This is a genomic window from Streptomyces thermoviolaceus, assembly GCF_045209695.1.
GTDB classification, from domain to species: Bacteria; Actinomycetota; Actinomycetes; order Streptomycetales; family Streptomycetaceae; genus Streptomyces; species Streptomyces thermoviolaceus.
This window is the reverse complement of the sequence record NZ_CP109280.1, coordinates 5496247-5509280: the sequence shown is the minus strand read 5'-3', so window position 1 is coordinate 5509280 and position 13034 is coordinate 5496247. Positions and strand designations below refer to the sequence as shown.

General features: G+C 74.5%; 10 protein-coding genes. 6 read left to right on the top strand and 4 right to left on the bottom strand.

What is annotated here, in order from left to right; genetic code table 11:
- Positions 1 to 14 precede the first annotated feature (14 nt).
- From OG899_RS24090 to OG899_RS24075, 4 genes are all read left to right on the top strand, one after another.
- On the top strand, positions 15 to 443 hold the full coding sequence (locus OG899_RS24090; RefSeq protein ID WP_125497387.1) for a DUF6643 family protein: 429 nt from the start codon (positions 15 to 17) through the stop codon (positions 441 to 443).
- 41 nt (positions 444 to 484) lie between these two features.
- Positions 485 to 1309 (top strand): MOSC domain-containing protein, encoded by an 825-nt coding sequence (locus OG899_RS24085; protein ID WP_125497386.1) that lies wholly within the window; start codon positions 485 to 487, stop codon positions 1307 to 1309.
- Between the two features lie 195 nt (positions 1310 to 1504).
- Entirely contained in the window at positions 1505 to 2110 is a 606-nt protein-coding gene (locus tag OG899_RS24080) for a hypothetical protein (protein ID WP_125497422.1), read from the top strand.
- 125 nt (positions 2111 to 2235) lie between these two features.
- Entirely contained in the window at positions 2236 to 4680 is a 2445-nt protein-coding gene (locus tag OG899_RS24075; protein ID WP_168131153.1) for a right-handed parallel beta-helix repeat-containing protein, read from the top strand.
- Here OG899_RS24075 and OG899_RS24070 read toward each other — a convergent pair.
- Positions 4650 to 7109, bottom strand: a complete 2460-nt coding sequence (locus OG899_RS24070; protein WP_373296017.1) for a hypothetical protein — start codon at positions 7107 to 7109, stop codon at positions 4650 to 4652. The two genes, OG899_RS24075 and OG899_RS24070, sit on opposite strands and share 31 nt — an antisense overlap.
- A 380-nt stretch (positions 7110 to 7489) precedes the next feature.
- Between OG899_RS24070 and OG899_RS24065 the strand changes: the two genes are divergently transcribed.
- A complete protein-coding gene (locus OG899_RS24065) occupies positions 7490 to 8317 on the top strand; it encodes a DeoR/GlpR family DNA-binding transcription regulator (protein WP_168131152.1) in 828 nt (275 codons plus the stop codon).
- Positions 8318 to 8425: 108 nt separating this feature from the next.
- On the opposite strand, the gene OG899_RS24060 is transcribed toward OG899_RS24065, so the two are convergent.
- Positions 8426 to 9550, bottom strand: a complete 1125-nt coding sequence (locus tag OG899_RS24060; protein WP_125497383.1) for a PLP-dependent cysteine synthase family protein — start codon at positions 9548 to 9550, stop codon at positions 8426 to 8428.
- 536 nt (positions 9551 to 10086) lie between these two features.
- Here OG899_RS24060 and OG899_RS24055 point away from each other — a divergent pair.
- A complete protein-coding gene (locus OG899_RS24055; RefSeq protein WP_356846428.1) occupies positions 10087 to 10635 on the top strand; it encodes an ATP-binding protein in 549 nt (182 codons plus the stop codon).
- Positions 10636 to 11005: 370 nt separating this feature from the next.
- On the opposite strand, the gene OG899_RS24050 is transcribed toward OG899_RS24055, so the two are convergent.
- Both OG899_RS24050 and OG899_RS24045 read right to left on the bottom strand, forming a co-directional pair.
- The gene (locus OG899_RS24050) at positions 11006 to 12262 is read right to left on the bottom strand and encodes an ROK family protein (protein ID WP_125497381.1); all 1257 of its coding nucleotides are present in this window, start codon (positions 12260 to 12262) and stop codon (positions 11006 to 11008) included.
- Positions 12263 to 12346: 84 nt separating this feature from the next.
- Positions 12347 to 12994 (bottom strand): alpha-ketoglutarate-dependent dioxygenase AlkB, encoded by a 648-nt coding sequence (locus tag OG899_RS24045; RefSeq protein ID WP_189427610.1) that lies wholly within the window; start codon positions 12992 to 12994, stop codon positions 12347 to 12349.
- Between the last annotated feature and the right edge of the window lie 40 nt (positions 12995 to 13034).

Sequence of the window (13034 nt, the reverse complement as noted above, 5' to 3'; positions counted from 1 at the left end):
TTAACTTATGTGGCATGACCTCCCCCCGCTCCACCTATGGCGGCTATTACTCCGCCTCTTTTCCGGAGACCCCGATCTACGACTCGCTCGTCGCCGAGCGCGGCACCCCGCAGATCGCCCCGATCCGGGTGCCCGCGCCCTACGACACCGGCAGCCATCTGCCCGCGCTGCCCTCGGCTGCGCCCGCCCTGCCGGCACCGGCGGCCCAGCCCGCTGCCGGCTACCCGCAGGCATCGCACCCCGCACCGCTGCAGCAGGCGCCCGCCCCGCACATCCCGCAGCAGCCCTCCGTGCCGCGCGGCTACCCGGGCCCGCAGCAGCACGTGCCCCCGCGTCCGGTGCCGGGCGGCGCCGGGTACGAGGCGATGCGGCCGGCCGCACCCCGGCCCGCTCCGGCGCCCTACCAGGACCCGTACCAGAACCAGCAGTACCGCGGTTACTGAAACGCGCCCCGGCCCTGTCTGCCGCCTGGCAGGATGGGGCCATGGGGCATGTCGAACTGCGGTCGCTGCACATACACCCGGTCAAGGCGTTCCGGGCCATCGGGCTCGAGGAGGCCGTCGTGGAGCCCTGGGGGCTGGCCGGGGACCGGCGCTGGGCGCTGATCGACGACGGGGGAAAGGTCGTCACGCAACGCCGGCATCCGCATCTCGCACTCGCCGCCGCCGAGCTTCTGCCCGGCGGCGGTCTGCGTCTGTCCGCACCCGGGCAGGAGCCGCTCACGGTGCCCGTGCCGCCGCCGGGGACGACCGTGACGGTGGACGTGTTCGGCGACAAGGTGGAGTCCGTTCCGGCCGGCTCCGCCGCCCACGCCTGGTGCAGTGCCTATGTCGGCGAGGACACCCGGCTGGTGCATCTGGACGATCCCGCCACCCGCCGGCCCGTCGACCCCGCGTGCGGGCGGCCGGGCGAGACGGTGGCCTTCGCCGACGGCTACCCGCTGCTGCTCACCTCGCAGTCGTCGCTGGACTCCCTCAACGCGCTGATCGCGGAGGGCGACCGACCCGAGGAGGGCCCGCTGCCGATGGACCGGTTCCGGCCCAGTGTGGTCGTGGCCGGGGCACCTGCGTGGGCCGAGGACGACTGGCGGCGCATCGCGATCGGCGAGGTCGTCTTCCGGGTGGCCAAGCCGTGCGGACGCTGCGCGGTGACCACCACCGACCAGACCACCGCCGAACGCGGCACGGAGCCGCTGCGCACGCTCGGTCGGCACCGTCGCTTCGGCAGCTCGCTGGTCTTCGGCCAGAACCTGGTGCCCGAGTCGACCGGCACCCTCAGGGTCGGCGACCCGGTGACGGTCCTGGAGTGAATTCCCCGAGACACGACCGCGGGAAGCGGAAGGTCCGTTTCCGGCGGCGGGAACCCGCGGTCCGGCGGAGTCGTTGAGACGGCTGAGAGTTCCCTGAGAATCTCCGGTCGGCGGACGGTCTCTCCGCCCGGCCGGGTCCGCGGGCGAAGGGCTCCACCAGGGTTTCGCCGCCGGGCGAGGAGGGGGGTGCGGGCCGTGCAGGCGGTCAGCGGTCTGTGGCGCTGGCGAGGCAATCCGCTGCGGCGCACGACGGATCTGGTCGAGTCCTGGGTGGCCTTGACGGCCCTGCTGCTGTGTCTGGTCGCCGCTCCCGTGATCGGCGCGTTCACCGGCGCCGCCACCGAGGACGCGTTGCAGCGGTCGGTGCGCCAGCAACGCCTGTCCCGGTACGCCGTCACGGCCACCGTGGTCGAGGAGTTGACCCGGCTCTCCCCCGACCCGGACCCGGAGATCTCCACCGGGCGGGAACTGCGCCACCGCGTGCTCGCCGACTGGACCGCCCCGGACGGCACACGGCACCGCGGTCCGGTGAGCACCACCCTGAAGTCCCCCCGTCCGGGAGACCGTTTCCGGGTGTGGACCGACCGGAGGGGACACCTGGTGACGGCGCCCCTGGACTCGGCCGCGGCCACCTCCCACGCCGTCCTCGCCGGACTCGGCACGGCCATGCTGACCGCGGCGGCGGTGGAGGGTCTGCGCCGGCTGATCGTCTGGCGTCTGACCCGCCGGCGCTACGCACGCTGGGACCAGGCGTGGGAACGCACCGGCGGGGACTGGGGCCGTACCGGAACGGGCAGTTGACCTCGACCGGACTCCCGTCAACCTGCCTTCGGAACGCGCGCTACGGTGGACCGGCCGAGCCGATCGGCAACGACCCGCGGACGAGCGAGTTCGTCAGGACGACGAGGTGGGGACACAGCAACGCCATGGCACAGGGCACGGTCCAGGTGACGCACACCGGCACGTCGCGGTGGCGGCGCCGCACGGGTGAGTACGCATCTCTCGCTGCGGCCCTGGAGGCGGCGGCGGACGGCGACGTCCTCACCGTCTCCCCGGGGACCTACCGCGAGAATCTGGTGGTCGAGCGCGCGGTGACCCTGCGCGGCCCGGAGGGCTCCTCCCCCGGCTCGGTGCGCATCGCCCCCGCGGACGGGGTGCCGCTGACCGTGCGCGCCTCGGCGGTCCTGCAGGACCTGCACGTGGAGGGGCAGGACGCCACCTCCCCCGCGCTGCTGGTGGAGGAGGGCGCGGCCGAGCTGCGGAACGTGCGGATCGTGACCCGGTCCGCGACCGGCGTGGAGGTGCGCGCAGGTGCCCGCCCGACGGTGCGGCAGTGCACCGTGGACAACCCGGCCGGCATCGGCATCGCCGTCCTGGACGGCGGCGGCGGGGTGTTCGAGGAGTGCGAGGTCATGGCCGCCGGTCAGGCGGGGGTCACCGTGCGCGGTGGTGCGCATCCGCGGCTGGAGCGCTGCCGCGTGCACCACGCCTCGGGCGCGGGCCTGACCGTGACCGGTGACAACTCCGTTCTGGAGGCGGTCGGTTGCGAGATCTACGAGGTCCGGGGCACCGGGGTGCAGATCACCGCCCGGGCCTCCGCGCACCTGACCGACTGCGAGGTGCACCGCACCACCGCCGACGGCGTCACCCTCGACACCGACGCGGTGCTCACCCTCGCCGACTGCCGGATCACCGACATCCCGGAGAACGCGGTGGATCTGCGCTCGCGTTCGGTGCTGACGCTGACGCGCACCACCGTGCGCCGGTTCGGGCGCAACGGCCTGTCGGTGTGGGACCCGGGCACACGGGTGGACGCCAACCAGTGCGAGATCTTCGACAGCACCGGGGACTACCCGGCCGTGTGGGTCAGCGACGGCGCCACGGCGGTCCTGGAGGCCTGCCGGGTGCACGACGTGCCGGACGCGCTGTTCGTCCTGGACCGGGGTTCCCGTGTGGACGTCGTCGACAGCGACCTGTCGCAGGTGCGCAACACGGCGGTGTCGGTGAGCGACGGTGCCGTCGCTCAGCTCGACGACTGCCGGATCAAGGAGGCGGCCACGGGTGCCTGGTTCCGTGACCACGGCAGCGGCGGCACCCTCAGCAACTGCACCGTGGACGACACCCAGACCGGTGTGATCGTCACCAAGGGCGCCGACCCCACCATCGAGCGGTGCACGGTCGACTCCCCCTCCGAGGCCGGTTTCTACGTCTCCGCAGGAGGTCGCGGCAGCTTCCTGGGCTGCCGGGTGACGGGCAGCGGCGGCTACGGCTTCCATGTGATCGACGGCTGCCGTGCGACGCTGCGCAAGTGCCGCACGGAGCGATGTGCCCGTGGCGGCTACGAGTTCGCGGACGGAGGGCCGGACGCGGCGGGCTCGGGCCCCGTGGTGGAGGACTGCAGCAGCGACGAGAGCGGCGGCGTGCGCCCTCCGGCGGCGGCCGAGACCGCGGTGCAGACGGTCACCCCGTCCCCGGGTCTGCTGGGCGCCATCCCCGGGCAGCGCACCACCGAGCAGGAACCGCTGCTGTCCGCCCCCGCACCCGAGCCGGAGCGGCCCGCGCGCACGGCGCGGGACGTGCTCGGTGAACTCGACGCGCTGGTGGGCCTGGAGGACGTCAAACGCGAGGTCCGCGCCCTGACGGACATGATCGAGGTGGGCCGGCGCCGGCAGCGGGCCGGTCTGAAGGCCGCCTCGGTCAAGCGGCATCTGGTCTTCACCGGTTCGCCGGGCACCGGCAAGACCACGGTGGCCCGGCTGTACGGCGAGATCCTGGCCTCCCTGGGCGTGCTCGACAAGGGGCATCTCGTCGAGGTCTCCCGGGTGGACCTGGTCGGCGAGCACATCGGCTCGACCGCGATCCGCACCCAGGAGGCGTTCGAGAGGGCGCGCGGCGGGGTGCTGTTCATCGACGAGGCGTACACGCTCTCCCCGGAGGACGCCGGACGCGACTTCGGCAAGGAAGCCATCGACACCCTGGTGAAGCTGATGGAGGATCACCGGGACGAGGTCGTGGTGATCGTCGCCGGGTACACGGCGGAGATGCAGCGCTTCCTGTCCGTCAACCCCGGTGTGGCGTCCCGTTTCTCGCGCACCATCACCTTCGGCGACTACAGCCCCGAGGAGCTGCTGCGCATCGTGGAGCAGCAGGCGGAGGAGCAGGAGTACCGGCTGGCGCCGGGCACGGGCGAGGCGCTGCTGAAGTACTTCACCGAGCTGCCGAAGGGCGACACGTTCGGCAACGGCCGTACCGCGCGGCAGACCTTCGAGGCGATGGTGGAGCGGCATGCGGGCCGGGTGGCGCAGCTCGACGACCCGGACACCGACGATCTGACGCTGCTCTACCCCGAGGATCTGCCGGCACTGCCCTGAGGTCCGGCGTCCAGCCGCTGCACGGTGCCGGGCGGCCGGGAACCGTCCGGTTCGGCGGGCTGCCCGGTGCCGTGACGCGGCGCGGGCACCTCGGCCGCCAGGCGGTCCAGCAGCTGCCGGCGCTCCTCGGCGAAGGCCGGGTCGGCCTGGTAGTCGCCGTGGCCCAGGATCGGCTCGGGCAGCGGGTGCCGGGCGGTGCGGTCGTAGACCAGGGGGTCCTTCAGCGGGGCCCGGTCCACGGCCGGGCCGCCCTCCTCGGGCAGACGGACGGGGCCGCCGATGGGATCGGTGGGCCGGTACAGGTTGCGCCAGCAGACGATGTCGCGATGCAGGCTCGCGAGGGCCTCCTGCCCGAAGTGGGCCGGGAACCAGCGCCCGTAGAGCCGGGTCAGCGGAGAGCCGTAGGTCAGCAGCGCGACCCGCCGTCGCACGGACGGCGGCAGCTGCCAGGCCGCGGCGGCGACCAGCACACTGCCCTGGGAGTGCCCGGACAGCACCAGCCGGCCGCCCGTGGCCCGGGTCCAGGTCGTCACCCGCCAGGTCAGGTCGGGCACCACGCGCTCGGCGTAGCACGGCGGGGCGAAGGGGTGGGCGGCGCGCGGCCAGAAGGTGCCGACGTCCCAGAGGATGCCGATGGTGCGGCGCGCGGAGGCGTGCTTGTAGGCGCGGCGGCCCGAGGTGACGAACGCGAGGAAACCCAGCCCGGTCAGCCAGGATCCCAGCGCCTGCACGGTCTCGGCCGCGCCCGCGACGAGGGCCGGTGCGTCCGCGGCGGCCCGGGCCGGGGTGCGGTCCGTGAGCAGGGCGCCGACCACGGCCGCGACGCCCAGCAGCAGGGTGACGGCGGCGACGGCACCTGCCACGAGGGGCGCGTCGTCGGTGAGCGTCGCCAGCGCGCGGACGCGGGCGATCTGGCGGGTGCGCTGGGCGTCGGGCGCCTCGCCCGGGTGCTCGCGGGCGACGGCGGCGCGTTCGGCGCGGGCCCGCCGCAGGGTGCGCCCGGCCAGCCGGCCGCCCAGCACCAGCAGCACCAGCAGCAGCGGCGGGATGACCGAGGCCTGCCAGGTGAGCAGCACCGGCGGGCCGGGCAGGAAGTGTCCGGTGCCGTCCAGCCAGTCGGACACCCGCTGGGCGACACCGCCGGTCATGACGCCACCGAGGGCGCAGGCCAGCATCGCGACCACCGGCCCGCCCAGACCGCGCAGCGCGACCGCGGGGGCCGGGGCGGCCGTCGTCGCGTCCCCCGCGGTGCGGGACGCCGGCCGGTGGGTGCGGTACAGCAGGTGGGCCACCACGGCGAGGACGACCACCAGCAGGCCCTGCAGCAGCGTCAGGGCGGCGAAGACGACGTCCGCCTGGAGCCGGCCGGCCGACCGCCAGCCGGGGCGGGACCAGCCGGCGTACACCGCGGCGAGCACCAGCAGCACCACGGCGGCGAGCGGCAGCTGCCGCACGAGGTGCCGGTCGATCCGCCGGTCCAGGCGCTTCTCGCTGCGGCCGCGCCGGCACACCGCGCCCACCACGACGCCCGCGGCCACCGCCAGGGCCGCCTGCAGCAGCCAGCCCAGGACGTCCAGCACGACCGGGCCGCCGGGCCGGCGGTCGGCGTGCGCGGCCGGCACGACGAGGGCGGCGGCCACGGTCAGCAGTCCGGCGGCGGTGTGGGCGGCGCGCAGCCGGGCCACGAGGCGGCGGCCGTACCAGAAGCCGGGCCGGGCGAGCGCCCCGCCGCCGGTGTCCTCGTGGCGGCCGGCGTCCGCGGACGGGGGCTGCTGGGACTCGTAGGCGTTCCAGGTGCGGTGGGACAGGTACCACAGCAGGGCGGTCAGGGCGGAGGGCACCAGGGCAGCGAGGACGAGTCTGCGGCCGGGGGTGCTCCACCAGCCGCCCTCGGCGGGCGAGAGGAAACCCAGCCAGGAGTGGCGGGCGGTGCACGCGCGGGTGCCCGCGCACTGCCAGGCGACCAGGTCGAGGGCGACCTCGCAGGCGGCGGCGACGAACAGCACGGTCAGGGTCAGGCCGCACAGGCGGACCAGCAGGCCGTACAGGCGGACGGTGCGGCGGTGTCCGCGGGCCGAGGGCCGCATCCAGTGGGCGAGGTTGACCACCATGAACGGCAGCAGCAGCAGCCACAGGGCGCGGCTGCTGTTGCCGGAGGTGAGGTTGGACCAGACGTAGGCCTCGGGCACCGGGGCGTCGCGGTGGCCGCCCGGGCGTGTCTCGGCGTCGACGTCGTCGGATCGCCGGTAGACGGCGGCGGTGCCGTCGCCGGTGATCCGCACCGGGCAGGGGTCGTCGAGCATCTCCTGGGGTGTGGTGCCGCCGACGCCGTGGACGAGCAGTTCCACGGCGGGCCCCGCGGGCCCGGCCGGCGTGTCGGCCGTGTCCGGCACCGGCTGTGCGTCCGGTCGCCGCTGCGGAGATTCCACCGTCTGCGCCTCCCCCGTGATGCGCCGCCTCGTCTCCGTGTGCGTGTGATCGTGTGGGGTCAGGATCTCCGCCGCGGGGGAAGGACACACCTGTTCTCACGGAATCTCCCCGATCCGTGTGACGAGCACCCCGTGCACCGACGGCGGCGGACGTCCGGTGTGGCGCCGCGACCACGCAGTGGCGGCGTCTCGAGGGCTGCCGCGCGGACGGCGGCCGGTCCCCGGAAGCCGCGTGCCGCGGGCGGGCGATGGCGTGACGGGCGGCGCGCCATGAAAGGATTGGGTGTCCGCGCACCGGTGCCCTGGTGATTCCGCTCACCACCCGCGGATCGGTCCCGGGCGTGTCGGACACCGGCGGAGGCGAAAGGAACCTGAGCCACGTGAGCGAGAATCAGAACCTGCTCGCGGAGCAGCGGCGCGCCCTGATCCTGGACGAGGTCCGGCGCCGCGGCGGGGTCCGGGTCAACGAGCTGACCCGGAAGCTGGGTGTGTCGGACATGACCGTCCGCCGCGACCTGGACGCGCTGGCCCGGCAGGGCGTGCTGGAGAAGGTGCACGGCGGTGCGGTGCCGGTGGTGGAGGCCAGCACGCACGAGCCGGGCTTCGAGGCGAAGTCGGGCCTGGAACCGACCGCCAAGGAGGACATCGCCCGGGCGGCCGCGCAGTTGGTGGCGCCGGGGTCGGCGATCGCCCTGTCCGGCGGCACGACGACGTATGCGCTGGCCCATCGTCTGGTGGACGTGCCGGAGCTGACCGTGGTCACCAACTCGGTGCGGGTCGCCGACGTCTTCCACGCCGCCCAGCGCACCTCCGGGCCGCGGCAGGGTGCGGCCACGGTGGTGCTGACCGGCGGGGTGCGCACCCCGTCCGACTCGCTGGTGGGGCCGGTGGCGGACCAGGCCATCGCCACGCTCCACTTCGACATGCTGTTCCTCGGGGTGCACGGGATATCGGTGGAGGCCGGCCTGTCGACACCGAACCTCGCCGAGGCCGAGACCAACCGGCGGCTGGTGCAGTCCGCGCGCCGGGTGGTCGTGGTCGCCGACCACACCAAGTGGGGTGTGATCGGGCTGAGTTCCTTCGCTTCTCTGGACCGGGTCGACACGCTGGTGACGGACGCGGGGCTGCCGCCCGAGGCGCGTGCGGAGGTCTCCGAGTACCTGCGGCTGGTGGTGGCCGGCGAGTCCGAGCAGGACGCGCCGGACTGAGGCGCCGTCAGCCCCGGCGCCGTTCCGGGAGCCGTGTGCGGTCCGTCGCGGCGGGGGCGGCACGGCGCCGCGCTGATCCGGCCGTGCCCCGCTGCGCGGGGGCCGGGCTCAGTCGGGCCAGCTGCCGCCGGCCAGGAAGGTCTCGATCGCCGCGGCGTACGGGGTGATGTCCAGGCCCTGCCCGGCGAGCCAGGCGTCCGAGTAGTACTTGTCGAGGTAGCGGTCCCCCGGGTCGCACAGCAGGGTCACCACACTGCCCTGGCGGCCCTGGGCGCGCATCTCGGCGACGATCCGCAGGGCGCTCCACAGGCCGGTGCCCGTGGAGCCGCCCGCCTTGCGGCCGATGACGTGTTCCAGGGCGCGCACGGCGGCGACGGCGGCGGCGTCCGGCACCTTCATCATCCGGTCGATGGCGCCGGGCAGGAAGCTGGGTTCCATGCGCGGCCGGCCGATGCCCTCGATGCGGGAGCCGCGGTCGCAGGAGACGTCCGGGTCACCGGTGACCCAGCCCTCGAAGAAGCAGGAGTTGTCCGGGTCGGCGACGCAGATGCGGGTGTCGTACTGCATGTAGTGGACGTAGCGCGCGAGCGTCGCGGAGGTGCCGCCGGTGCCGGCGGTGGCGACGATCCACGCCGGTTCGGGGAAGCGCTCCAGCCGCAGCTGGCGGAAGATCGACTCGGCGATGTTGTTGTTGCCGCGCCAGTCGGTGGCGCGCTCGGCGTAGGTGAACTGGTCCATGTAGTGGCCACCGGTCTCCGCCGCGAGCCGGGCGGACTCCTCGTACATCGTCCGCGGGTCGTCCACGAAGTGGCAGCGGCCGCCGTGGAACTCGATCAGGCGGCACTTCTCGGCGCTCGTCGTGCGGGGCATCACCGCGATGAACGGCACCCCGATCAGTTGGGCGAAGTACGCCTCGGAGACGGCGGTCGAGCCGCTGGAGGCCTCGATCACGGGGCGGCCGGGCCGGATCCAGCCGTTGCACAGGCCGTACAGGAACAGCGAACGGGCCAGGCGGTGCTTGAGACTTCCGGTGGGATGGGTCGACTCGTCCTTGAGGTACAGGTCGATGCCCCAGTCCTCGGGCAGCGGGAAACGCAGCAAGTGGGTGTCGGCCGAGCGGTTGGCGTCGGCCTGGACCTTGCGGACCGCCTCCTTCAACCAGGTCCGGTAGGCGAGGTCCGTGCGGTCGACGTCGAGGGTGTCGCCGGTCCGGCGCTGGTCGGTGGTGCTCACGGCAGGACTCCTCAAGGGTGGGCGCCGACGGCGTGTCCGCGGCCGGGCGCCCCCGATGATAGACACCGGAAACACGCTTCTCACCTGCATAAACAGCTCTTTGGGCAGGTCAAAGGCGACCCTGGGGGCGCCTGCCGGGCGCGCGGGCGGCGCACGGCGTGCACGGACGGGAGCGCATTGGTGCGCGTGCGCCCGGACGCCGCTCCGGGCGCGTCGGCACGCGGCGGTGTCCGGGTGGCCGGGGGCGGCAGACCGCACCGCGCGGAACGACTCCGCACACGACCGCACGACGGGCACGCCGGACGGGCCGGGCAGCAGACCGTGCGGGATCACGAACGACCGCACGACGCAAGACGCCGAGGAGTTGCGGTGCCGAACCCCTTGCGTCACTCTGGTCTCACGTCACTCTGGGTTTACCGGCGATAACGCTGCGAACCAGCCCGCCGGCCACGACAGCAGGCGGCAGTGTCACGCAGGCGTCCTGCTGCATCCGAAACGTCGTGTTCTTCCGGACCTCAAGTCGGGGAGTCGCAGCCGTGACCAGTCACCCAAGCAGGCACTGCACGGTGGAGCTCCAAGCCCTGCCGTCGCGGATCGGCCAGGTCCGCAGAATCGTATCGGCGCACTTGCGCTACTGGAATCTGGACACTCTGATCGACCGGGCCGCGCTCGGTGTGACGGAGTTGCTCACCAACGTCCACCTGCACGCCCAGCCGGACAAGCTCTGCACCGTCCAGCTCGAGCACTCCATGGACCGGCTCACCGTCTCCGTGCACGACCACGATCCGCGGCTGCCGGTGCTGGAGGACCTGGGGCACGTCGCTCCGCTGGCCACCGAGGGCCGGGGGCTGGCGATGGTGGCCGCGATGAGCGAGAGCTGGGGCGCCCGCCCGGAGGGGGACCGCGGCAAGGTCGTGTGGTTCACGCTGCCGGCCTCGGGCGGTCCGGTCACGGTGCCGGGCCGGGTGCGCCGGCCGGCGGCCGGGGGGCAGCCGGTGCCCGGCTTGGCCGGCGTGGGGGCGGACACCGCGCTCGACGGCTCCCGTCCCACCCGTGCTCCCGCCCGGTCCGCCGTTCCCGGCTGACCGGGCGGTGACCGGGTCCGCCGGGTCTCACGGCCCGGCGGGCCGCAGGGCGGTGGCATGCTGCACGCGCGTCCCACCGGCGGCGACGCCGGTCAGCTCACCCCGTCGGCCCAGGCTCCATGAGATCCGTTCCTGAACACCTGTCACGCAGCATCCGCGAGATCGCGTTCACGGGCGGCAAGTGCGCGAACCGGTCCCGCGTCGGCCACTGCGTGCATGCCGGCACGGAGAGCGCCCACGTCCGGCCGAGAGCCGTGGGGTGACGTGTGTCCGCAGGGTGACGCGGGCAAGGGGTGCCCGGTGCAGGCCGGCCGCAGCGGACCGGCACCACAGCACGGTCCCCGTGCGGCCTGCGGGCGGACGTTCCCGGTCACCCGTGTCCGGCTTCTCGGGCGAGCGCCGCCAGGGGGTCGTCGAGGACGGGCTGCCAGGCCAGTTCGGCGGCGCCGACCAGGCTGTTGTGGCTCAGTGTGCAGGGCAGGACGGGGACCGCGCCGCTGCGGCCCCACAGGCTGCGGCCGGCGACGACCGCGCGCAGGCGGTCCGGGTCGGCCTCCAGCAGGGTGCGGTGCAGGCCGCCGAGGATGATGCGGTCCGGGTTGAGGATGTTGACCAGCCCGGCCAGGCCCAGGCCCAGACGGTCGATCAGGGCGGCCACGGCCTCGCGGACGGCCGGGTCGTCGCGGTGGTTGCGGACGAGGTCCTCGGCCTGTCGCAGCAGCGACACCTCAGGGCCCGGTTCGCGGCCGGCGGCGGTCAGGAAGGCCAGCGGGTCGGCCTCCACGTCCAGGCAGCCGCGGCTGCCGCAATGGCAGGGACGGCCCTCGGGGTTGACGGTGAGGTGGCCGACCTCCAGGGCGAGCCCGGAGCTTCCGGTGTGCAGCCGACCGTCCAGGACCAGCGCACCGCCCACGCCGCGATGGCCGGTGGCCACGCACAGCAGATCGCGGGCGCCCCGCCCGGCGCCGTGCCGGTGCTCGGCGAGCGCGGCCAGGTTGACGTCGTTCGCCGCGAACGCCGGGCCGGTGATCCCGGCGGCCCGCACGCACTCCTCGAAGATCCGCCGGACCGGCGCGCCCGCCGGCCAGGCCACGTGCAGCGGATTGAGGGCCAGGCCCTCCGGCTCGGCCACGGCGGACGGCACGGCGACCGCGGCCCCCACACAACGCCGCCCGGTGGTGCGCAGCAGTCCGGCTCCGGCCTCCACGACGGCACCGAGCACCTGGGCCGGATCGGCGTCCACGGACAGGCGTCCCGGCGCCGTCGCCACGATCCGGCCGCCGAGACCGACCAGTGCCGCGCGGAATCCGTCGGCGTGCACCTGCGCGGCGAGGGCGACGGGCCCGTCCTCGGCGATCGACAGCCGGTGCGACGGGCGGCCCTGAGCGCCGGCGGCCGCGCCCGGCCGGGCGTCCACCCGGATCAGGCCCAGCGCCTCCAGTTCGGCGGCCACCGCGCCGGCCGTCGCCCGGGTCACCCCCAGCTCGGCGGTGAGCACGGCCCGCGTGGGGGCGCGTCCGGTGTGCACGAGCTGCAACGCGGGGCCGAGCGCACCGCGCCCTCGGTCCAGCCGCGTCCTGGAGGTGGTTCCTTCCCCCGCTGCCCGGGGGTCCGCCTTGCCGCTCATGAGGGCGAGTCTGTCATGATCCGCGGGCGGGGCGGCCCGCGGCCCGTGCCCGTGGGACGTGACGGCACGCCCGGAAGTCGCCCGCTACAGGCCGCTCACCCGCAGCGTGATGTTCAGCCGTCCGGCCAGGCCCAACTCCCGTGGCCCGGTGCCCGGGTGGATCCGGGGCACCCCGTGGTACGCGAACCGCGCGGGTCCGCCGAAGACGAACAGGTCGCCGCTGCGCAGCTCGATGTCCTGCCAGGGCCGGGTGCGCGTACGGGTGTTGCCGAAGCGGAACACGCAGGTGTCGCCGAGGCTGAGGGACACCACGGGGGCGTCGGAGCACTCGTCGCTGTCGCGGTGCATGCCCATGCGCGCGTCGGCGCCGTAGAAGTTGATCAACGCGATGTCGTACGCCGCGTCCCGGGCCGCGTCGGGGCCGAGCGTCTCGCGCACCGCCTGCCGGCCCAGCTCGCCCAGCCAGGCCGGGAAGGGTTTGACCGGGGCGCCGTCGCCGTCGACGACGGTGCGGGCGTAGCCGTACGGGTACCAGTGGAGCCCGAGGCACACCTGCCGGGCGGTCATGGTGCCGCCGGGGGTGCGCACGGTGCGCAGTCCGGCCGGCGGACGCGCCCACTGCCGACAGGCCTCCAGCAGCTGCCGCTGCCGGTCCGGTGCCAGCCAGTCCGGCACGTGCACGGCCCCCGGTGCGGGCTCGGTGCGGCTGCGGGGGAACAGCTCGGCGTCCATGTCTCCCATCCTGCCCCGGGCGGGCCGGCCGCCGCCCGGC